We start from the raw sequence: 20,867 nt of genomic DNA, 5'->3' as shown, positions 1-20,867 counted from the left end.
CCTCCTGCTGAATTTAAAAACGGGACGGCTCCTCAACCATCCCGAAGGATGGATCGGCCTATCGCGACAGGTCGATCAGGATTTTCAGGTGTTTGCCGGCGGGATCGAGCAACTGGTCGAAACCTTCCGTGACCGCCTCGCTCAGCGAGACATATTTGGTGACGATCCGGCTTGCCGGGATCTGGCCGCTGGCGATCAGCCGCGCCACGCGGGGCCAGTAGTGGGTGGGATAGGCCCAGGAGCCACGGATATCGATGTCCTTGAAGGTGACATCGAACCAGTTCAGCGGGTTCTCGCCAGGATGAAGCCCGGTCTGGACGACGACGCCTTGCTTGCGCACGGCATCCGCGCAGTTTTTCAGCGCATGTTCGTTGCCGACACATTCGATGGCGACATCGCAACCGGCATTGCCTTCGGTCTCGGCGCGGATGACATTTCCCACTATCTCGCTCTTCGGATTGATCGTGCGGATCTCGCCAAGTGCTTCCCGCGCCAGCGACAATCGCGTGTCGTTGAGATCGGACAGGAAGATCTGCGACGCACCGGCGGCCCGTGCGGCCATGGCAACCAGAATGCCGATCGGTCCGGCACCGGTAACAAGCACGCTGTTGCCGGCCGTCACCCCGCCACGGTCGCAGGCATAGACCGCAACGGCGGTCGGTTCGATGAGGGCTGCTTCCTGGTCCGAGAGCGCATCGGGAATGGGCTGGACATTGTAGCCGTTGAGAAGGGCAGCCTGCGCCATCCCTCCGGAATGCCAGGAGAGACCCGCGAGTGCCAGATTTGCACTCAGATGAAAGAGGCCGCGATCGGCATAATAATCGCCCTGGCGGGGCATGATGAGCGGCTGGATGGACACCCGGTCGCCGGGCTTCACATGATCGACGCCCTCGCCGACAGCCTTGACGATGCCGCCGAATTCATGGCCGAGAATTTGCGGCCCATGCGCCCCGGTAAACGGATGCGGTTCCTTTGGCACGAAGATGGGGCCATAGGCATATTCGTGCAGATCCGTTCCGCAGATGCCGCAGAATTTGTTGTCGACGAGCACCTCGCCCGGGCCGGGCTCGGGGGGATCGGTCACGTCTTCGATACGCAGATCCTTGGCGGCGTGAAAGCGCAGTGCCTTCATTGCATGTCCTCCTGTTGTTCTTGAACAGGAAGGTCAGCAAGCGGCGTGCCAGATCGGATTCCAAGGAGTTTCTAAAGGTATTTCAGATGGTTATGATAACTCCACCCTGACTAAATCCGAGAGGATGCAACAGGCCAGCGCAACAGGCGTTGCGCCGGACGCAACAGGTGTTGCAGCCGTTGCATCAGTTCAGCCGGTTGAGGCGCCGGTGGATGGTGGAGCGGTTGACACCGAGTTTTCGTGCCAGCGCCGAGACGTTATCGCCGCAATCGCGCAGCGCCTGGCGCAGGTCATCGTCTAAGCCGGACGCCACCGTCGCATCCCCGGCAAAGAGATGGTCGGGCAGGCAAGCGAGATCGAGAACGCCATCCTCCGAGAGCGCGGCTGCCACGCGCAGCACGTTGGAGAGCTCGCGCAGGTTTCCCGGCCAGTCATGCGCAAGCAAGGCCGCCCGCGCTGCCGTGTCGATCCGGTAGGACGCGCCGTTTTCCTTCTCGATGCGCCTAAGCATTTGGTCGATCAGCCAGCCGAGATCCTCGCGTTCGCGCAATGCCGGCAGGGATACGGTGGCTGCGTTCAGGCGGTAGTAGAGGTCCTGGCGGAAGCGGCCGTCCTTGACCAGATCGGTGAGATCGCGGTGGGAGGCCGACAGGACCCGAAGGCGGACCGGCTTTGACTTCAAGGCGCCAATTGCCTGTATTTCGTTTTCCGACAGGACGCGCAACAGCCGGCTCTGCAGGCCAAGCGGCATGTCGCCGATCTCGTCGAGAAACAGCGTGCCGCCGCTCGCCTCTTCGATGAGGCCACGTTTGCCTTTCTGGCTGGCCCCGGTGAAAGCGCCGGATGCATAGCCGAACAGCTCCGACTCGATCAGGTGCTCGGGAATTGCCGCGCAGTTGACGGCGACGAAATTGCCGTTGCCGCCACAGCTGTCGTGGATGGCCCGCGCCAGATATTCCTTGCCGCTGCCTGTCTCGCCCTGGATGAGAATGGGGATGTCGCGCGCTGCCAGCTTGGCGGCACGGATCTGCAGCCGTTCCATGGCGGCGTCACCATTGCTGAGGTCCCGCAACGCCCGCGGCAGGCGCGGCTCCGGCACTTTCGGCGCGCGGATGTTAACGGCAGGGGCAATCGCGCTGGCAAACAGGACGAGCCCGTTGCGCGCCCGCAGCAGCCGTTCGCCATTCGGCCGGCCGCGCATGAACCTCGGCAGATCGTCGATATCGATATCGAAGATCTCCGAAATTGGCTGGCCGAGGAAATCGCGTGTTGCAAGGCCGCGCATGTTCATGGAGCGGGCGAGCGCCCCGAAGCCGCCATGCGTCAGGCCGGTGATGCGGCCGCTACCGTCGAGCGCGATCGCCGCATCAGGATCGACATCGAGGAATTCCGGCGAGCGGGCAAGGCGCAGAACCCAGTCATTGCGCGTGCGGGTCATCAGGTTGGCAAGCTCGATGCGCCGCGCCGTCGAGGCGACCAGATGCAGCGCCAGTTGCTGGCTGGCCTTCGCCGTCGGCGAGCGCAACTGCGAAATATCGAGCACGGCGGTCAAGTCCCCCAGTGTATCGTAGACGGGGGCGGCCGTGCAGGTGAGCCCGATATGGCTGGTATCGAAATGGTCGTCCTGATGAATGATGACGGGCTCTCCGGAGACGATACAGGCGCCAACCGCACATGTACCGGCGCGGTTCTCCGACCATTCCGAGCCGAGATAGAGGCCTGCCTTGCGCAACTGATTGTCAAAGGTCGGGTCGCCCATGAAATCGACGGTGACGCCGCGCCCATCCGACAAAAGCAACACGTAATTCTGCCCGGCGATCTGCGTGAACAGGGCTTCAAGGCCGGAACGGCCGATGCGGATCAGCTCTTCGGCCTGCTCGCGATGTTCGCGCAGCTTGAACTCCGGAACGATATAGGCTTCCTGCGCGATCGTCGGATCCAGCTTGTAATCGTTGAGGCAGCGCAGCCAGGACTGGATGACCGGCGTATCGCGTGGGCTGACGGCGCCCATGCCGACGCGCTCGATCTCTCGTATGTGCGACAGCGTCGATACCATCAAGCCATCCTCCCGGCCGGATGGTCGCATATTCAGGCCCGGCTCACAATCGTGATGATCGGCCTATCACCCGAAGTGATCGCTGCAGCGGTGATGCTGGGTATATGAAGGCGGCGGATGACTTTCGCTCCACGCGATCAGGAACGGTTGCGCAGGGCCTCCGCAATCTCGCTGCGCGCAACGCCGATCAGCTTTTCCATGGCGTGGCGCGCCACGTCCGGCTGACGCATCCGGATGGCTTCCAGGACTTCCTGATGTTTCAGGATTGCCTGCTCGTGCGACTGGCTGGCGCGGTTGGTCAGCCGGAAACTGGCAAGCAATGCGGCCCGGATCGCGGTGGCGAACTGGCGGTAGACCCAATTGCCGCTGGCATTGATGATGGCGGTGTGAAATTCGAGATCCGCGCGGCTCCAGGCTTCGGTGTCGCGCGCATTGGCCTCGACCATGTCCTCAAAGGACTTGGAAATCTGGAACAGCTGCCGTGCGGTTGCATTGGAGGCTGCCTGTGCGGCGGCGGCCGGCTCCAGGAGCAGGCGGGCATCGATCAGCGATGTATAAAAGCGATCATCCGTGCCGAATTTCAAGGTGGCATCGAGCACCAGCGGGTCGAGATAGTTCCAATTCTCCCGCGGCAGGATGGTCGTGCCGGCCCGCGTGCGCGAGCGGATCATCCCCAGTGCCGAAAGATGTTGCATGGCTTCGCGCAGTGTCGTGCGGCTGACGCCGAACCGGTCCGTCAGCTCGGCCTCATTGGGAAGAGTCGATCCCTCGGCCATTTCGCCGGAGATGATTTTATCGATCAGCTGCTGGAGAAGCGCTTCGCGAACGCTGCGCTTGCCGCTTTCGGCGATCGGGAGACCTTCGGCGGTCGTCATTCCCCTCGTTCTGCCAACAGTCAATCTCTATCCTCCCTGCATTGCCCTTGCGGTCACGAAGATGGTGATCCGCCAGCTTCGAACGGTCGGATACGCATCGCGATTCATCCCGATTGCCAACCAGCATAGAATAAATACTATTTATATCAAGAAGGCTGACATATCCACCAACGATAAAATCCATGCGCTATTTTGCGGTCAAGCCACTGATATATCTAGGATTGCGAAAATGACGATGCGTCGAGGCAATGATCGTATCCCAAAAGCTGTAACGATCCTTCAAAAATAAATCCTATTTATATTGACAATGATATGATGAACATTATTTTGGAACCGTTCCGCCGGAGGTGCGGGATCGCAGCCGGTCGGTCGCGCATCACGAAATTCGATTTCATTTGGGAGGAGCAACATGAAGCTCATGAGAATAGCCGCTTTGACGGCGATGACGATGCTGGCCGTTGGTGCTGCCGCCGGTCCATCTTCGGCGCAGGACAAGGATTTGAAGGTCGGCGCGATCTATATGGATGCGCAGGGCTTTTATGCCGGTGTCCGCAAGGGTATCCAGACCGGAGCCGCCGATGCCGGCCGCAAACTCGACATCATCGAAACCAACGCGCAGGGCGATGTCAGCAAGGAATCGTCCTTCATCGATTCGCTGATCTCGGCCGGTGTCCAGGCGATCATCGTTTCGCCCGTGTCTGCCGATGGGTCCTACCGCGCCATCCAGCGCGCGCATGATGCCGGCATTCCGGTTGTCTGCTACAACACCTGCCTCGGCGAAAAGGACATGAAAGAGTTCGTATCCGCCTATGCCATCGGCGATCCCCATGATTTCGGCTTTAAGCTGGGGGATGCTGCGGCCGACTATTTCATCGCCGAAAAGAAGGATGCGCCGAAGATCGCCGTTCTCAATTGTGAATTCGTCGAAGTCTGCGTCACGCGCCGCAAGGGTTTTGAAGAAGCGCTTTTGGCCAAGGTGCCGGGTGCCCAGATCGTTGCCAACCAGGAAGGTGCCACGCTCGACAAGGCTGTTTCCGTCGCTGCGACCATGCTGTCCTCCAATCCGGATCTCGACGCCTTCTTCGGTGAAGCGGGTGGTGCGACGCTCGGGGCTGCCCGTGCCGTCAAAAGCCAGGGCCGTGTCGGGAAGACCGTGGTGTTCGGCGGCGACATGACCACGGAAATCGCCCAGGAACTGGTCGATTTCACTGTCATCAAGGCCGTTGTCGATATTTCCGGTCAGGGCCTGGGCAAGCTGGCCCTGGCGCAGGCGATCAAGTCGATCGATGGTCAGGCACCTGCAGACATCAAGGTGCCCTACGATATCGACCTGTATAACTCGACGGAATCGGCCAAGGCCTGGCTCGAAGCCCATTCCGACGGCATTCCGTGATCTCTTAAGGCTGCGCCAGTCCTTGGGTGGCGCACTTGACCCGACCGGGAGGGCGAACATTCTCCGTTTGCCCTGCCGGACCACGCCATGATGGCGCATCAACTCCGAAACAGGCTTCGTCATGATCCATTCTGCCCCGAGCCCGAGCCCTGACCGGACTGTCATCGCCTCGATTGAAGGTTGTACCAAACGCTATCCCGGCGTTTTGGCACTCGACAACGCTACATTCGATGTTGCTGCGGGCGAAGTGCGCGCGCTGCTTGGCAAGAATGGCGCTGGAAAATCCACGCTGATCCGCATGCTGACCGGCGCTGAAGTGCCTGACACCGGAACGGTGCGTATCGATGGCGAGGAATTGACCCAATCCGGCTCGGCCCGGGCGCAGGAATCCTTCGCCAAGGGCGTGCGCGTCGTTTATCAGGAACTCTCGCTCGTACCCGGCATGACGCTGGCGGAAAATCTCTTTCTCGGCCGCTGGCCGCGCAAGGCCGGCATTCTCAGCTATTCCGACATGGAAGCGCAAGCGCAGGAGGCGATGGCACGCCTTGGCCTCGACCTGCCGCCGTCCCGGCTGGTGACTGGTCTGAGCCCCGCCGAGCGCCAGCTGCTTGAAATCGCCCGGGTGCTGCTCGGCAAGCCGAAACTGGTGATCCTCGACGAGCCGACCAGCTCGCTTGCCGCAGCGGAGGCCGAAAAGGTGATGACCGCCGTCAAGCGCATCGCCAGCGAAGGTATTGCCGTCATCTATGTCAGCCACCGGATGAACGAGATCCGCCGGATTTCGCAATCGGCAACCGTCATGCGCGATGGCAGGATCATTGACACGGTTGACGTGGCCGGCGCCGATACGCGCGACATCGTCCGGTTGATGCTCGGCTCGGAGGCGGCGCAGGCCGCCGTGCTCGAAACGAAATCGCGCGAAAAGGTCGTTTTGGAAGTGACCGGTCTGGCGCTGGAGCCGAAACTCTCCTCGATATCCTTCAAGCTGCGCCAGGGCGAGGTGCTTGGCATTGCCGGCCTTCTGGGCTCCGGCCGCACGGAGTTGCTGCAATCGATCATGGGTGTGCGTGCCTTTGATCGCGGCACGGTCTCGGTGGATGGAAAAACCGCCGGCCGGCCAAAATACCGGCGCATGCTGGACGCCGGTTTCGGCTACACGCCGGAAAGCCGCAAGGAAGAAGGCATCGTGCCGCTTCTCGGTGTCGATGAAAATACGGTCTCGACCGATTTTGCGAGCGTCAGTTCCTACGGTGTCCTGTCGGCGCGCCGGATGGCGCAGGCGACGCGCAGGGTCATCGAGCGGCTTCATGTCAAAACTGCTGAGACCGATACGCCGATCGGAACCTTATCGGGCGGCAACCAGCAAAAGGTCGTCATCGGCCGCTGGGTGCATGCCGATAGCCGCATCCTTCTGCTTGACGAGCCGACGCGCGGCGTCGATGTCGAGGCGAAGGCCCAGATCTATGCCATCATCCGCCAGCTTGCCGCCGAAGGCCGCAGCATCATCTTCGTCTCCAGCGAGATCGAGGAGCTGCCGCTTGTCTGCGACCGCGTCGTGGTCCTGCGCGAAGGCACGCTGAAGGAAGAATTCACATCCCCCGATATCGATCAGGATGCCGTCATGGCAGCCTGCATCGCCGGTCACTGACGGAGAATACGCAATGTCCCTGGAACAGGCAGCCAAGACGCCCGCATCCGCTGAGCGCCGGCGCGGTGGGTTCTCGCAGCACATGAACGAAATCAGCCTCTTCGTTGCGATCGCCGTGCTTTACATCGTCTTTACCGCCACTGCTGGCGGCTTCATGACGTTCAACAACCAGATCAACATCCTGCGCGATGCGGCAACGATCGGCATTGCCGCCTGGGCGGCGACGCTGATCATCATTTCCGGTGAAATCGACGTCAGCGTCGGCCCGATGGTAGCCTTCATTTCCGTGGCGCTGGCCTATCTCCTGCAATGGGGCGTTCCCACACCGGTCGCCTTCGTGTTCGCGATCGCCATTGGCGCCGCACTTGCATCCATCGCCGGCATCTTGCGTGCCTATTTCGATGTGCCGTCCTTTGTCGGCACGCTTGGCCTGTGGAGCGCGTTGCGCGGTACGGCACTGTTCGTCACCGATGCGTTGCCGGTCTCGATCGGACGCAACGATATCGTCGATATGCTCGACCGTCCGGTTCTGGGCGTTCCTCCCGCTGCCATCATCATGCTGGTGCTGTTTGCCGTCTTTGCCTTCGTCAGCCGCAAGACGGCCTTCGGACGCTCCGTCTTTGCCATTGGCGGCAACCCGCACGCGGCCTTTCTCTCTGGCATCAATGTTTCGCGCATTCGCGTCGCCCTGTTTGCCATCGCCGGTGCCATGGCGGCCGTGTCCGGCATCCTTCTTCTCTCGCGGCTGGGCTCCGGCAATGCGACGGCTGCAAGCGGCCTGGAATTTGACGTCATCGCTGCGGTCGTTGTTGGTGGTACGGCCCTTTCGGGTGGGCGCGGTTCCATGCTCGGCACCTTGCTCGGCGTGCTGGTCATCACCCTCATCGGCAACGGCCTCGTGCTTCTCGGGATCAATCCGTTCTTCCAGCAGGTGGTGCGCGGCCTGATCATCGTCATCGCGGTTCTTGCCAATATTCAGGCGATCAAGCGCGGCGCGGCCCGCAACAAGGGGTAGGCCGTGACTGCCGTTCATCTCAGCAATGGAAATCTTTCGGCCCGCATATCCACCAAGGGTGGCATCGTGCTCGGCTTCTGGTGGGAGCGCGATGAAGTCCGGTTGCCGCTTTTGCGCGAAGCGCCCGGTGACGACGCCGATGCCTTGGCGTCCGGCTGCTATCCGCTGGTGCCGTTTGGCAATCGTGTCCGGGACAACCGGTTCAGCTTTCGCGGCCGCGACTATCGTTTCCAGGCCAATACCGATTGGGACAGGCATTATCTGCATGGCGAAGGCTGGCAGGCGGAGTGGACTGTCGCGCAAGAGACGGCCGGGTCGCTCGATCTTTCGTTTCATCATGCGGCCGGCGAGATAACACCCTATAGCTATGCGGCATCCCAGCGTTTCGTGCTGCAGGAGGACGGCTTCAAGCTGACCCTATCGGTCACCAATACGGGGGAAAACGCGCTTCCTTTTGGGCTTGGCTGGCATCCTTATTTTCCAATGACGCCAAAGACGACGCTGCTTGCGCCGGCGCGAAAATACTGGACGGAAGTGGACGGCTGGCTGCCGGGCGAGGCGACGGACATTCCGCTGGATGTCGATTTCAGCGATCCGCGCAGTCTGCCCCATCGCTGGGTCAACAATGGCTTTGAGGATTGGTGCGGCGAGGCGCAGATTGTCTGGCCGGAGCGGCAGGCGCGGCTTTCCCTGACGGCGGATCCGTTGTTTCGCCACGCTTTCGTCTTCGTGTCCGACACCAGCTTCGATCCGGCTTTCCAGCGGGACTATTTCTGTTTCGAACCGATGTCGCATCTGGCAGACGGCCACAACATGACGGGTCTCGGCGATCTGAAGGTGCTTGAACCCGGAGAAACGCTTGCGGGCAGCATCCACATGAAGCCGTCTGCCTGGGCAGAACAGTAGCATTTACCGCCAGCGCGGTTGGAGAGCAGGACATGTCCCAGGGGACGGCATACGACTATATCATCGTGGGCGGCGGCAGTTCGGCCTGCGTCGTTGCCGCGCGTCTCGTGCGCGATGGCAAGGCGCGTGTTCTGATGCTGGAGCGGGGCCCCCGCAAGGCCAATCCGATCATGCATTTTCCGGCGGGCTACATGAAGTTTCTCGCCAAGGACACCTATCTGTCCATGCATCAGACCAAGCCGCAGGAACAGCTGAACGGCCGGGGTCCGATCGTGCCGCAGGGCAAGGTCCTGGGCGGCGGCAGCACGGTCAATGCCATGGTCTACATGCGCGGACAGGCGGCCGATTATGGTCGCTGGAACGAGGCGGTGACCGAGCCGGGGACAAACAATGATGGCGCCTGGTCGTACCGGGATATCCTGCCCTATTTCAAGGCGCAGGAAGACAACGATCATCTCGGCGGCGAATTCCACGGCGTTGGCGGACCGCTGAAGATTTCCGATCTTGGCCATACCAGCCCGATGACGCGCACCTATGTCAAAACCCTGCAGGGCATGGGCATTCCGTATAATCCGGATTTCAACGGCGCCGGACAGTTCGGCGTCGGCTTCATGCAGCATACGATCGACTGGCAGACCCGCCGCCGCTGCAGCGCGGTCGATGCGTTTCTCGCTCCCGTGATGAACGATCCGCTGCTGACGATCGAAACCGGGGCGACCGTCACGCGCCTCGTTCTGGAAAATGGCAGAGCTGCCGGCGTCGATTACATGCAGAATGGCTCGAAGAAGACCGCTACCGCCGGCGTCGAAGTCATTCTGGCGGCAGGAGCCTATCAGACGCCGAAAATCCTCATGCTCGCCGGCATCGGCCCGGAAGATGAGCTTTCCCGTCACGGCATTCAGACGGCGGTTTCGCTCTCCGGCGTCGGCCGCAACCTGCAGGATCACTACGAGTGCCCGGTGGTCGCGACGACCAAGGGTTCGTTCGGCTACTATGGGGCGGATCGCGGCTGGCCGATGATCAAGGCCGGGCTTCAATATCTGCTGTTCAAATCCGGCCCTGCGACCACCACCGGCGTGGAAACATGCGCCTTCTATGATCCCGACGGCAACAATGCGGAACCGACGATCCAGATGTTCTGCGTGCCGACCGTCTATCTCGACCGGGATGTGATGGGCACCGATCCCGGGGATGGCGTTACCATCAATTCGCTGCTCTTGAGACCCAAGGCGCGCGGAAGCGTCACGCTTGCCTCGACTGACCCGTTTGCCAATCCCATCGTCGATACGCAAATCTTCACGCATCCGGACGATCTGCGTCTGACGATCGCCAGCTTCCGCTTTGCCCGCACGGTTCTTGCGGCGTCGCCGATGCGGGAACTGATCGACAAGGAAATCTTCCCCGGCATCGACGTGACGAGTGACGAGGCGATCGCCGATCATTGCCGCCGCACGGTCAAGACCGGTTACCATCCCGTCGGCACCTGCAGAATGGGGCACGACCGGGATCCGCAAGCCGTTTTGACACCGGACCTGAAAGTTCGCGGCGTCGATCGGCTGCGTGTCATCGATGCCTCGATTATGCCCACCATCGTCAGCGGCAACACCAATGCTGCCGTTCTCGGCGCTGCCGCAAAGGCCGCCGATCTCATTCTTGCGTAGGCCTCCTGAATGTCCGGTCCCCGCTTCATCTCAATCCCGTTTGCGTTCAGCAAGAAGGCATGACCCGATGAAAATCACCAAGCTCACCACCTACATCGTTCCGCCACGCTGGTTGTTCCTGAAGATCGAGACGGATGAAGGTGTTTCCGGCTGGGGCGAACCGGTGGTCGAGGGCAGGGCGCTGACGGTGCAGGCTGCCGTCCACGAACTGGAAGATTACCTGATCGGAAAAGATCCGTTCCTGATCGAGGATCACTGGAACGTCCTGTATCGCGGCGGGTTCTATCGCGGCGGCGCCATCCATATGAGCGCCATTTCCGGCATCGACCAGGCGCTCTGGGACATCAAGGGCAAGGCGCTCGGGGCACCCATCCATTCGTTGCTGGGCGGGCAGGTACGCGACAGGATCAAGGTCTATTCCTGGATCGGCGGCGATCGTCCCGCTGACGTCGCCAACAATGCCCGCGATGTCGTCGCTCGCGGTTTCAAGGCGATCAAGCTCAACGGCTGCGAGGAAATGCAGATCGTCGATAGCTGGGAGAAGGTCGATAAGGCAGTCCAGACTATCGCCACCATCCGCGAGGCGGTCGGTCCCTACATTGGCATAGGCGTCGATTTTCACGGCCGTGTGCACAAGCCGATGGCCAAGGTGCTCGCCAAGGAACTCGATCCCTACAAGCTGATGTTCATCGAAGAGCCGGTTCTGTCGGAAAACAAGGAAGCGCTTCGCGACATCGTCAATCATACGGGAACACCGATCGCGCTCGGTGAGCGGCTCTATTCGCGCTGGGATTTCAAGCAGGTCCTTTCCGACGGCTTTGTCGATATCATCCAGCCCGATCTTTCCCATGCCGGCGGCATTACCGAATGCCGCAAGATCGCGGCCATGGCGGAAGCCTATGACGTGGCGCTCGCCCCTCATTGCCCCCTGGGGCCGATCGCCCTTGCCGCCTGCCTGCAGATCGATGCCGTCAGCTACAACGCCTTCATTCAGGAGCAGAGCCTCGGCATCCACTACAACAAGAGCAACGATATCCTCGATTACATCTCCAACAAGGACGTCTTCCAGTACGCCGACGGTTTCGTCAGTATCCCGCAGGGGCCAGGGCTTGGCATCGAGGTCGATGAGGCCTACGTGATCGAGCGCGCCAAGGAAGGCCATCGCTGGCGCAACCCGATCTGGCGTCATGAAGACGGCAGTTTTGCAGAGTGGTGAAACAGGAGACTTGACCATGACGGACCGTCTCAAGGGCAAGCGGATCATGATCACCGGTGCTGCGCAGGGCATCGGCCTTGCCATCGCCAAGGCGTGCGCGGCCGAAGGGGCGCGCCTGTTCCTGATTGATATGGATGAAGACCTCCTCGGGAAGGAAGCGTCCGCCCTGAAGTTCACTGGTGCCGTGCTCGGTTTTTTAGGCGCAAGCATTACCGATGCCGCCGCGATCGGCAATGCCGTCGAGCGTGCAGCCACAGACATCGGCCCGGTCAACGCGCTGATCAACAATGCGGGCGTCAATGTCTTTCATGAGCCGCTGGAAACCAGCGACGCGGAATGGCAGCGCTGTTTCGACATCAACCTTAAGGGCGCCTGGAATTGTACCAAGGCGGTGCTGCCCGGTATCATTGCGGCCGGCGGCGGGGTGGTGCTCAACATCGCGTCCACCCATGCCTTCACCATCATCCCGCACACGTTCCCCTATCCGCTTGCCAAGCACGCGCTGCTCGGCATGACCCGGTCGCTCGGTCTCGAATATGCCGATAAGGGCGTGCGCGTGAACGCGCTGGCACCGGGCTATGTTTCCACACAGAAGGTCATCGATTACTGGAACAGCTTTCCTGACCCGGTCGCGGCGAAGGCGCAGACGATGAAACTGCACCCCGGCGGCCGTATCGCGTCACCGGAGGAAATTGCGCTTGCCGCCGTTTTCATGATTTCCGACGAGTGCCCGTTCATGAATGCGACCTGCCTGACCATCGATGGCGGCCTGAGCGTCCAGCAGCACGGAGCCTGAGACCGGTGAAATTGGCGCGGGCCTATAATCGCTGATTGCGCCCGGCTGCACCGGACTAAGTGCCCGCTTACGCGGCATTACCGTCCGCCGTCATGCCGTCCTTCCGATTCCAGCAGAGTTCGCGCTATTTCCGCTGCCTCGGAAATATGCGCGCGGCAGGCGGCATCGGCGGCGTTGGGATCATTTCGTTCAATTGCATTAAAGATTTCCCGCATGCGCGCAGGACCCGATACGGTGCGGTTGGTTGTGGCCAGCGTCATCACGCGCAGACGGGAAATCCGGCTGTTGAGGCGCTTGACGATATCCCATGCGATTTCGTGGCCGCCCGACAGGAAGATCGTCTCATAGAATTGCGTGGTTGCAGCGAGGATCGTCAAAGGGTCGTTCTTGCGGGAGTTGCGGTCGAGATCTTTCAGCACCGCTTTCAGCTTTTCCTTGGTGGCGGATGTCGCGTTGCGGGCGCAGTCGGCAACGGCGGTCGTTTCCAGTGCAATGCGGACATCATAGATCTGCCGGGCCTGATGCCAATCGATGAGGGCGACAATGGGTCCCTGTTTCGGCGCCGTTTCGATAAGGCCCTCGGTTTCCAGATGGCGCAGCACTTCCCGGATGACCGAGCGCGATACGCCGAGCTGATCGCACAGGGTGCGCTCGACCAGGCGCTGCCCCGGGCTGAAAAGCCCGGCGATGATGGCGTTGCGCAACCGCTCAAGCGCCATTTCCCGCAGGGTGACCGGCGGCGTGTCGATCCGTAACGATTCCAGGTTTGGGGCAGGGGCGGCGGCTTGGGCAAACAGGTTCTGGCTCATGCTTTCCTTCATAGCCGCTGAAATGATTCAGAACAAGACTTGACACGTCGTCTTATGGTATACCATCATATGATATATCGACGCTTTGAAGGAAAATGGCCTTGACCATCGAAATTCGCAAGACCCTGTTACAGGTTGAAACCGTGCTGATCGAGGGAGGCAAGGTCGCCGCAACGCCACTTAAGCTATATACGGCCATCGCCGTGGTGAAGAACCCCTGGGCGGGCAAAGGCTTTGTGGAGGACCTGAAGCCGGAGATTCATAGAACGGCGCCGGTGCTCGGCGAACTCCTGACGCGGATGATCATCGATGCTGTCGGCTCGGGCGATGACGTCGAAGCCTATGGCAAGGCTGCGGTCGTCGGGCTCGATGGCGAGCTCGAACATGCCTCCGCCCTCATCCATACCCTGCGTTTCGGCAATCACTACCGCAGTGCCGTCGGCGCGAAATCCTATCTTGCCTTCTGCAACACGCGCGGCCCTGCCAATGCGCCGGTCATGATCCCGCTGATGGACAAGAACGACGAAGGGCGGCGCTCGCATTATCTCACCATCCAGACGTCGGTCGGCGATGCGCCGGCAGCCAATGAAATTCTCGTGGCCCTTGGCGCGTCGGTCGGTGGCCGCCCGCATCATCGTATCGGCGACCGCTACCAGGATCTGAAGGATCTCGGCAACGACGCCACCAATCCGGCAGCTGTCTGATATGGACACGGCCCGGCGATCCCATACGAAAAACGGCACGGCCTACGTGGAGCAGGGTTCCGGCGAGCCGCTGGTGCTGATCCATGGGGTCGGCATGCGGCTGGAAGCCTGGGCGCCGCAAATGGCTACGCTCAGGAGATCGCACCGGGTGATTTCAGTCGATATGCCGGGCCATGGCGAAAGCCGGGCCTTGCCGGAAGGGTCGGGCCTCCAAGCGTTTGTTGACTGGCTTGGCCTTTTCCTCGACGACCTCGCGCTTGATCGTGCCAATGTCGCAGGACATTCGATGGGCGCGCTGATTGCCGGCGGTGCTGCGGCGACATTCGGAAACAGGATCTCCCGTGTCGCTCTTTTGAACGCGGTCTATCGCCGGGATCCGCTAGCGCGCACCGCAGTCATGGAAAGAGCCGGCAAAATCCATGATGGAGAGGTTGATATCGATGGACCATTGCTGCGCTGGTTCGGTGCAGACGCTCAAGGGAGCGAGGTCTACCGGTTGACCCGCCGCTGGCTGTCCTCCGTCGATCGCGCCGCCTATGCCACGGCCTATGCAGCCTTTGCCGGTGGAGATGCCACCTATGCGGATGGCTGGCAAAAGGTGCGTTGCCCGGCGCTGTTTCTGACGGGCGCAGACGACCCCAACTCGACGCCGGCGATGGCGCAGGCAATGGCGGATGCAGCGCCTCATGGTTACGCTGTGCTGATTGCGGGCCACAGGCATATGGTCAATCTGACCGCACCCGATGAGGTCAACACGATCCTTGCGAACTGGCTGGCGAAACCGGAGGAAACACGATGAGCGAGACGAGTTTCGATGCACGCGCGTTGCGTGACGCGTTCGGCGCTTTTCCAACCGGCGTGACGGTGGTGACCACGCATGATGCGTCGGGCCTTCCGGTCGGCTTTACCGCCAATTCCTTTACCTCCGTTTCTCTCGATCCGCCGCTGCTGCTTGTCTGTCTGGCAAAAACGTCGCGGAATTTCGAGACGATGACGAAGGCGGGAAAATTTGCCGTGAACATCCTGTCGGAAACCCAGAAGGACGTTTCCAACACATTTGCACGTCCGGTCGAAGATCGCTTCGCTGCCGTCGAATGGAAACCCGGGCCAGAGGGATCGCCGATCTTTGCCGATGTCGCGGCCTGGTTCGATTGTTTAACGGAGCAGGTTCTGGACGCGGGCGATCACGTCATCATGACCGGCCGGGTTGGGGCCTTCGACAACAGCGGTAAAAACGGTCTTGGCTATGTTCGCGGCAGTTATTTCACCCCCGCATTGGCCGGCAAGGCCGTATCCGCAGCAGCGGAGGGGGAGGCACAGCTGAGCGCGGTGATCGAACGCGACGGTGATCTTCTTTTCCTTGGCAACGGCACGCTCAGCCTCCCGGCCTGCGCGATGGAAAGCGGCGAGCCTGTCCAGACCTTGCGCGCCCATCTTGAACGGCTGACGGGGCTGAACATTTCGATCGGATTTCTCTACTCCGTCTACGAGAGCCGCACCGACAACCGCCAGCACATTGTCTACCGTGCAACGGCAAGCGCCGGCGAACCTGCTACCGGCCAATTCATGGCGCCCGCCGCTGCGCTGCAGGGAAAATTCGACAGCGCCGCGACAGCGGATATCGTCCGGCGGTTTGATCTCGAAAACTCGATCGGGAACTTCGGCGTTTATTTCGGCAATGAGATAGCCGGCAAAGTTCACCCGGTTTCAAGGAAGGCCTGAGCGCGATGAAATTCTCCCTCTTCGTTCATATGGAACGGCTTGACGCTGAGCAGTATCACAAAACCCTCTATGAGGAATTCGTGGCGCTTTGCGAGATCGCCGACAAGGGCGGCATGCATGCGATCTGGACGGGCGAGCATCATGGGATGGATTTCACCATAGCGCCCAACCCTTTCATCACGATCGCCGATCTGGCGCGCCGCACCACCAATGTCAGGCTCGGCACGGGCACGGTGATCGCGCCGTTCTGGCACCCGATCAAGCTCGCCGGCGAAGCGGCGATGACCGATCTCATTTGCGATGGGCGGCTGGATATCGGCATCGCACGCGGCGCCTACTCTTTCGAATATGAGCGCCTGCTGCCGGGGCTCGACGCCTGGGGTGCCGGCCAGCGGATGCGCGAACTCATTCCCGCCGTCAAGAAACTGTGGGAGGGTGACTATGCCCATGATGGCGAGTTCTATCAGTTTCCATCCACCACATCGGCGCCGAAGCCGGTTCAGCAACACCCGCCGATCTGGGTCGCGGCGCGTGATCCGAATTCGCACGAATTCGCGGTTGCCAACGGCTGCAACGTGCAGGTGACGCCGCTCTGGCAGGGAGATGATGAAGTCGAAACGCTGATGGCGCGCTTCAACGAAGCGTGCGGCAAGAACGCTTCCGTCGAACGGCCGAAAATCATGCTGCTGCGGCACACCTATGTGGGGTCGGATGAGCCCGATATCGCGCAGGCCGCTCATGAAATGAGCGTTTATTACAATTATTTCTTTGCCTGGTTCAAGAATGAGAAGCCGATCCATCAGGGCCTGATCGAGCGTATTTCGGCCGAGGACATCGCCGCAAATGCCATGCTTTCGGGCGACGTCATGCGGCGCAACAATGTGGTCGGCAATGCCGATCATGTCATTGCGAGGCTGAAGGCCTATGAGGCACTGGGCTATGACGAATATTCCTTCTGGATTGACACGGGCATGAGCTTCGAGCGCAAGAAGGCGTCGCTCGAGCGTTTCATCGCCGATGTCATGCCGGCATTTGCGGAGTAGGATGATGCAGCAGTTCCAATGCTACATAGATGGCCGGTTCGGCAATGGCGAGGCGCGCTTTGAAAGCATCGATCCGGCAACGGGCGCTGCCTGGGCAGAAATGCCCGAAAGCAGGCAGGCAGATGTCGATCAGGCCGTCGAGGCGGCGCATCAGGCTCTTTATGGCGGCGGACGCTGGGCACGCATGACGGCGACACAGCGCGGCAAGCTCCTCTACCGGCTTGCCGATCTGATTGCCGCGAGCGTGCCGAGACTGGCGGAGCTTGAAACCCGCGACACCGGCAAGATCATCCGCGAAACCTCCTCGCAGATTGCCTATGTCGCAGACTATTACCGCTATTATGCCGGGCTTGCCGACAAGATCGAAGGTTCCTCGCTGCCGATCGACAAGGCCGACATGGATGTCTGGCTGCGGCGAGAGCCGGTTGGGGTCGTGGCTGCCATCGTCCCGTGGAACAGCCAGCTGTTTCTGGCTGCGGTCAAGATCGGTCCGGCCCTTGCAGCGGGATGCACGATCGTCGTCAAGGCATCCGAAGATGGCCCGGCGCCGCTGCTGGAATTTGCCCGCCTCGTGGACGAAGCAGGGTTCCCGCCCGGTGTCGTCAACGTGATCACCGGTTTTGGCGCCACCTGCGGCGCGGCGCTGACAGCGCATCCGAAAGTCGCCCATATTGCCTTTACCGGTGGCGCCGAGACCGCGCGCCATATTGTGCGCAGTTCTGCAGACAACCTTGCATCGACATCCCTGGAATTGGGCGGCAAGTCTCCGCTGCTGGTTTTCGCTGATGCCGATCTGGACAGTGCTGCGAATGCGCAGGTCGCGGGTATTTTCGCGGCAACCGGTCAAAGCTGCGTTGCGGCTTCCCGGCTGATTGTCGAGCGCAGTGTCAAGGACAGGTTTCTCGACATCTTGAAGACGAAAGCGGAAGCCATCCGCATCGGTTCGCCGCTGTCGATGGAGACCGAGGTCGGCCCACTTGCCACCGCGCGGCAGCGCCGCCACATCGAAACGCTGGTCGCAGCTTCGCTCGACAGCGGAGCAAGGCTCGTCACCGGCGGATCGGCGCCTGAAGGGGACGGCTATTTCTACCTGCCGACCATTCTCGATTGCGACGGAACGCGCTCGCCGTCCCTGGAACAGGAATTCTTTGGTCCGGTCCTCTCGGTCATGTCCTTTGAGACGGAGGCCGAGGCGGTCGCGTTGGCCAACAGCACGCCCTACGGATTGGCGTCCGGCATTTTTACGCAAAATCTGACGCGGGCGCATCGGCTGATGAAGTCGATCCGTGCCGGCATCGTCTGGGTCAACACCTATCGCGCGGTATCGCCGATCGCCCCGTTCGGCGGTTCCGGTCTTTCCGGCGACGGACGCGAAGGCGGAATGGCGGCGGCACTCGGTTACACCCGCACCAAGACCATATGGTTGCGCACGTCCGATGATCCGATCCCCGACCCCTTTGTGATGCGGTGATGGCCATGGTCTATGAGATGCGAACCTACCGGTTGAAGAATGGAGCCATCCCCGACTATCTCAAGGTGGTGGAGGACGAGGGTATCGCCATCCAGAAGCGGCACCTGGGCGACCTCGTCGGCTATTTCTTCTCGGAAATCGGCGTCATCAACGAGATCGTCCACATCTGGGGTTTCTCCAGCCTGGATGACCGGGAAACCCGACGCACTTCGCTGATGGCGGATCCGGCCTGGCAGGCATTCTTGCCGAAAATCCGTGACCTGATCGAAGTCGCTGAAAACAAGATTTTGAAACCTGCAGCCTTTTCACCGGTGGGAGGAACACGGCCGGTCTGACCTCCGGCGGAGAGCCACGGGCTCGATCTACACGAATTTCGGGATTTGCCACCTTCCAGGAGAACCCCGGACGGGCAGGTGCCGGCTGTCCAGAAGCCAAGAAAAACAGTCCAAACAAACGGAGCAAGGGAACATGAAAAACAGACTGACCATCGCGGCGATCGCTGCAACACTGAGCCTTTCCACGCAGGTGCGGGCCGAAGATATGGTCTTCACCAGCTGGGGCGGCACCACGCAGGACGTGCAGAAGGCCGCCTGGGCCGACAAGTTCACGGAAACATCCGGCGTCACCGTCCTGCAGGACGGCCCCACCGATTACGGCAAGATCAAAGCCATGGTCGAGGCGGCCGGCGTGACCTGGGACGTCGTCGATGTCGAAGGTGACTATGCCGTACAGGCCGGCAAGGCCGGGCTGTTGGAAAAGCTCGATTTTTCCGTCATCGATAAAAGCAAGCTCGATCCGCGCTTCGTTACCGATTACTCGGTCGGCAGCTTCTATTATTCCTTCGTGATCGGCTGCAACAAGGACGCTGTCTCGGCTTGCCCGAAAAGCTGGGCCGATGTGTTCGACACCGCGAAATTCCCCGGTAAGCGCGCCTTCTACAAATGGTCGGCACCGGGTGTCGTCGAGGCAGCCCTTCTGGCCGATGGCGTGGCACCGGATAAGCTCTATCCGCTCGACCTCGACCGCGCCTTCAAGAAGCTCGACACGATCAAGGCCGATATCATCTGGTGGACGGGTGGCGCGCAGTCGCAACAGCTTCTCGCATCTGCCGAGGCACCTTTCGGCTCGTTCTGGAACGGCCGTCTGACGGCGCTGGCTGCGACCGGTGTGACCGTTGAAACGTCCTGGGACCAGAACATCACGGCGGCCGACGCCCTCGTGGTTCCCAAAGGCGCCAAGAACAAGGATGCGGCGATGAAATTCATCGCGCTCGCGACCTCTGCGCAAGCACAGGCTGACATGGCAAAAGGCACCGGTTACGCGCCCGTCAATCTGGATTCGCCCAAGCTGATGGATCCGGAAGTCGCCAAGACCCTGCCCGACCAGCAGACGGCAGGACAGGTCAATGCCGACATGAACTACTGGGCCGAAAATCGCGATGCGATCGGCGAGCGCTGGTACGCCTGGCAGGCAAAATAACATCGTCGCGGGTACGGCATCGCCGTGCCCGCATGTCTCAACGGAACGGCGGAAGGGTTTTCGGCATGGCCTTGCTGACTGCGCAAGACAATCCACCATTGGCGGCAAAGCCACGGGGTCTGCGGCCTATGAACTTTGCCCTGACCCTGCCGGCGCTGTTGTTGCTGGTAGTCTTTTTCATTCTACCGGTGCTGTCGCTGTTGCTGCGCAGCGTGCTGGAACCGGAGCCGGGGCTTGGCAACTACGCGGCTCTGCTCGGTTCCACGACCTATCTGAAGATCTTCCTCAACACGTTCGTCGTGTCGGCGCTGGTCACGGCGGTGACGCTGGCGATCGGTTTTCCCGTCGCCTGGGCGCTGGCCATCATGCCGTCGCGCCTGTCGTCGATCGTCTTTGCGATCCTGCTTCTGTCGATGTGGACCAATCTGTTGACGCGGACCTATGCGTGGATGGTGCTGTTGCAGCGCACCGGCGTGATCAACAAGACCCTGATGGGAATGGGATTGATCAGCGAACCTTTGCCGCTGGTCAACAACCTGACCGGCGTGACGATCGGCATGACCTATATCATGCTGCCCTTCATCATCCTGCCGCTCTACGGCGTCATCCGTAAGATCGACCCCGCTATCCTCCAGGCCGCAGCCCTATGCGGCGCGACGCGCTGGCAGGCCCTGACCCGCGTTCTCATTCCGCTTGCCACGCCCGGCATGGTGTCGGGCGCCTTGATGGTGTTCGTGATGTCGCTCGGCTATTTCGTCACGCCGTCGCTGCTGGGCGGCACGGCCAACATGATGCTCGCCGAGTTGATCGCGCAGTTCGTGCAGTCGCTGGTAAACTGGGGCATGGGCGGCGCGGCGGCGCTGGTTCTCCTGGTCGTCACGCTGACGCTCTATGCCGTGCAGCTCCGGCTGTTCGGCACGGCCCGGATGGAGGGACGCTGA

General features: G+C 61.0%; 19 protein-coding genes. 15 read left to right on the top strand and 4 right to left on the bottom strand.

All coding sequences use genetic code 11. From position 1 onward, the window contains the following. Positions 1-58 precede the first annotated feature (58 nt). The 3 genes from PYR65_RS23935 to PYR65_RS23925 all read right to left on the bottom strand — a co-directional run bounded on the left by PYR65_RS23935 (position 59) and on the right by PYR65_RS23925 (position 4,063). A complete protein-coding gene (locus PYR65_RS23935) occupies positions 59-1,132 on the bottom strand; it encodes a 2,3-butanediol dehydrogenase (RefSeq protein ID WP_276121251.1) in 1,074 nt (357 codons plus the stop codon). A 184-nt stretch (positions 1,133-1,316) separates the two neighbouring features. Then, a complete protein-coding gene (locus PYR65_RS23930; protein ID WP_276121805.1) occupies positions 1,317-3,188 on the bottom strand; it encodes a sigma-54-dependent Fis family transcriptional regulator in 1,872 nt (623 codons plus the stop codon). Between the two features lie 137 nt (positions 3,189-3,325). Then, positions 3,326-4,063, bottom strand: a complete 738-nt coding sequence (locus tag PYR65_RS23925; protein WP_060637323.1) for a FadR/GntR family transcriptional regulator — start codon at positions 4,061-4,063, stop codon at positions 3,326-3,328. A 409-nt stretch (positions 4,064-4,472) separates the two neighbouring features. Between PYR65_RS23925 and PYR65_RS23920 the strand changes: the two genes are divergently transcribed. The 7 genes from PYR65_RS23920 to PYR65_RS23890 all read left to right on the top strand — a co-directional run bounded on the left by PYR65_RS23920 (position 4,473) and on the right by PYR65_RS23890 (position 12,698). Then, positions 4,473-5,456, top strand: a complete 984-nt coding sequence (locus PYR65_RS23920) for a substrate-binding domain-containing protein (protein WP_276121250.1) — start codon at positions 4,473-4,475, stop codon at positions 5,454-5,456. Between the two features lie 121 nt (positions 5,457-5,577). Then, on the top strand, positions 5,578-7,104 hold the full coding sequence (locus PYR65_RS23915; RefSeq protein ID WP_276121249.1) for a sugar ABC transporter ATP-binding protein: 1,527 nt from the start codon (positions 5,578-5,580) through the stop codon (positions 7,102-7,104). Positions 7,105-7,117: 13 nt separating this feature from the next. Further along, positions 7,118-8,119: an ABC transporter permease gene (locus PYR65_RS23910; RefSeq protein ID WP_276121248.1), complete on the top strand. Its 1,002-nt coding sequence runs from the start codon at positions 7,118-7,120 to the stop codon at positions 8,117-8,119. Between the two features lie 3 nt (positions 8,120-8,122). Continuing rightward, positions 8,123-9,025, top strand: coding sequence for an aldose 1-epimerase (locus PYR65_RS23905; protein WP_276121247.1), 903 nt, complete (start codon positions 8,123-8,125; stop codon positions 9,023-9,025). Between the two features lie 32 nt (positions 9,026-9,057). After that, a complete protein-coding gene (locus PYR65_RS23900; protein WP_276121246.1) occupies positions 9,058-10,686 on the top strand; it encodes a GMC family oxidoreductase in 1,629 nt (542 codons plus the stop codon). Between the two features lie 67 nt (positions 10,687-10,753). Next, positions 10,754-11,902 carry a galactonate dehydratase gene (gene dgoD / locus PYR65_RS23895; RefSeq protein ID WP_060637317.1) on the top strand — a complete coding sequence of 383 codons (1,149 nt, stop codon included), beginning with the start codon at positions 10,754-10,756 and terminating at the stop codon, positions 11,900-11,902. 16 nt (positions 11,903-11,918) lie between these two features. Further along, positions 11,919-12,698 (top strand): SDR family oxidoreductase, encoded by a 780-nt coding sequence (locus PYR65_RS23890; protein WP_276121245.1) that lies wholly within the window; start codon positions 11,919-11,921, stop codon positions 12,696-12,698. 77 nt (positions 12,699-12,775) lie between these two features. Here PYR65_RS23890 and PYR65_RS23885 read toward each other — a convergent pair whose 3' ends face one another. Then, positions 12,776-13,507: a GntR family transcriptional regulator gene (locus PYR65_RS23885; protein ID WP_276121244.1), complete on the bottom strand. Its 732-nt coding sequence runs from the start codon at positions 13,505-13,507 to the stop codon at positions 12,776-12,778. A 101-nt stretch (positions 13,508-13,608) separates the two neighbouring features. Here PYR65_RS23885 and PYR65_RS23880 point away from each other — a divergent pair, with 101 nt between their 5' ends. The 8 genes from PYR65_RS23880 to PYR65_RS23845 all read left to right on the top strand — a co-directional run bounded on the left by PYR65_RS23880 (position 13,609) and on the right by PYR65_RS23845 (position 20,867). Continuing rightward, a complete protein-coding gene (locus PYR65_RS23880; protein WP_276121243.1) occupies positions 13,609-14,211 on the top strand; it encodes an amino acid synthesis family protein in 603 nt (200 codons plus the stop codon). Between the two features lies 1 nt (position 14,212). Further along, a complete protein-coding gene (locus PYR65_RS23875; protein WP_276121242.1) occupies positions 14,213-15,010 on the top strand; it encodes an alpha/beta fold hydrolase in 798 nt (265 codons plus the stop codon). Continuing rightward, positions 15,007-15,933 carry a flavin reductase gene (locus tag PYR65_RS23870; protein ID WP_276121241.1) on the top strand — a complete coding sequence of 309 codons (927 nt, stop codon included), beginning with the start codon at positions 15,007-15,009 and terminating at the stop codon, positions 15,931-15,933. The genes PYR65_RS23875 and PYR65_RS23870 overlap by 4 nt, the downstream gene beginning before the upstream one ends. Positions 15,934-15,938: 5 nt before the next feature. After that, positions 15,939-16,976, top strand: coding sequence for an LLM class flavin-dependent oxidoreductase (locus PYR65_RS23865; protein ID WP_276121240.1), 1,038 nt, complete (start codon positions 15,939-15,941; stop codon positions 16,974-16,976). Between the two features lie 4 nt (positions 16,977-16,980). Further along, complete coding sequence (locus tag PYR65_RS23860) at positions 16,981-18,447, top strand: aldehyde dehydrogenase (protein ID WP_276121239.1); 1,467 nt, start codon at positions 16,981-16,983, stop codon at positions 18,445-18,447. Positions 18,448-18,452: 5 nt separating this feature from the next. After that, positions 18,453-18,782 carry an NIPSNAP family protein gene (locus PYR65_RS23855; RefSeq protein WP_276121804.1) on the top strand — a complete coding sequence of 110 codons (330 nt, stop codon included), beginning with the start codon at positions 18,453-18,455 and terminating at the stop codon, positions 18,780-18,782. Positions 18,783-18,915: 133 nt separating this feature from the next. Beyond that, complete coding sequence (locus PYR65_RS23850; RefSeq protein ID WP_276121238.1) at positions 18,916-19,926, top strand: ABC transporter substrate-binding protein; 1,011 nt, start codon at positions 18,916-18,918, stop codon at positions 19,924-19,926. A 128-nt stretch (positions 19,927-20,054) separates the two neighbouring features. Next, positions 20,055-20,867 (top strand): ABC transporter permease, encoded by an 813-nt coding sequence (locus PYR65_RS23845; protein WP_276121802.1) that lies wholly within the window; start codon positions 20,055-20,057, stop codon positions 20,865-20,867.

The organism is Pararhizobium qamdonense (genome assembly GCF_029277445.1).
GTDB lineage: Bacteria > Pseudomonadota > Alphaproteobacteria > Rhizobiales > Rhizobiaceae > Pararhizobium > Pararhizobium qamdonense.
Note: the sequence above shows the minus strand (reverse complement) of the source record. Positions and strands in the feature narration are given on the sequence as shown.

Excerpts from the sequence above, each read along its gene's own strand:
- PYR65_RS23935 (WP_276121251.1), bottom strand. The coding sequence starts at position 1,132 with ATGAAGGCACTGCGCTTTCACGCCGCCAAGGATCTGCGTATCGAAGAC.
- PYR65_RS23930 (WP_276121805.1), bottom strand. The coding sequence starts at position 3,188 with ATGGTATCGACGCTGTCGCACATACGAGAGATCGAGCGCGTCGGCATG.
- PYR65_RS23925 (WP_060637323.1), bottom strand. The coding sequence starts at position 4,063 with ATGACGACCGCCGAAGGTCTCCCGATCGCCGAAAGCGGCAAGCGCAGC.
- PYR65_RS23920 (WP_276121250.1), top strand. The coding sequence starts at position 4,473 with ATGAAGCTCATGAGAATAGCCGCTTTGACGGCGATGACGATGCTGGCC.
- PYR65_RS23915 (WP_276121249.1), top strand. The coding sequence starts at position 5,578 with ATGATCCATTCTGCCCCGAGCCCGAGCCCTGACCGGACTGTCATCGCC.
- PYR65_RS23910 (WP_276121248.1), top strand. The coding sequence starts at position 7,118 with ATGTCCCTGGAACAGGCAGCCAAGACGCCCGCATCCGCTGAGCGCCGG.
- PYR65_RS23900 (WP_276121246.1), top strand. The coding sequence starts at position 9,058 with ATGTCCCAGGGGACGGCATACGACTATATCATCGTGGGCGGCGGCAGT.
- dgoD (WP_060637317.1), top strand. The coding sequence starts at position 10,754 with ATGAAAATCACCAAGCTCACCACCTACATCGTTCCGCCACGCTGGTTG.
- PYR65_RS23890 (WP_276121245.1), top strand. The coding sequence starts at position 11,919 with ATGACGGACCGTCTCAAGGGCAAGCGGATCATGATCACCGGTGCTGCG.
- PYR65_RS23885 (WP_276121244.1), bottom strand. The coding sequence starts at position 13,507 with ATGAGCCAGAACCTGTTTGCCCAAGCCGCCGCCCCTGCCCCAAACCTG.
- PYR65_RS23875 (WP_276121242.1), top strand. The coding sequence starts at position 14,213 with ATGGACACGGCCCGGCGATCCCATACGAAAAACGGCACGGCCTACGTG.
- PYR65_RS23870 (WP_276121241.1), top strand. The coding sequence starts at position 15,007 with ATGAGCGAGACGAGTTTCGATGCACGCGCGTTGCGTGACGCGTTCGGC.
- PYR65_RS23865 (WP_276121240.1), top strand. The coding sequence starts at position 15,939 with ATGAAATTCTCCCTCTTCGTTCATATGGAACGGCTTGACGCTGAGCAG.
- PYR65_RS23860 (WP_276121239.1), top strand. The coding sequence starts at position 16,981 with ATGCAGCAGTTCCAATGCTACATAGATGGCCGGTTCGGCAATGGCGAG.
- PYR65_RS23855 (WP_276121804.1), top strand. The coding sequence starts at position 18,453 with ATGGTCTATGAGATGCGAACCTACCGGTTGAAGAATGGAGCCATCCCC.
- PYR65_RS23850 (WP_276121238.1), top strand. The coding sequence starts at position 18,916 with ATGAAAAACAGACTGACCATCGCGGCGATCGCTGCAACACTGAGCCTT.
- PYR65_RS23845 (WP_276121802.1), top strand. The coding sequence starts at position 20,055 with ATGAACTTTGCCCTGACCCTGCCGGCGCTGTTGTTGCTGGTAGTCTTT.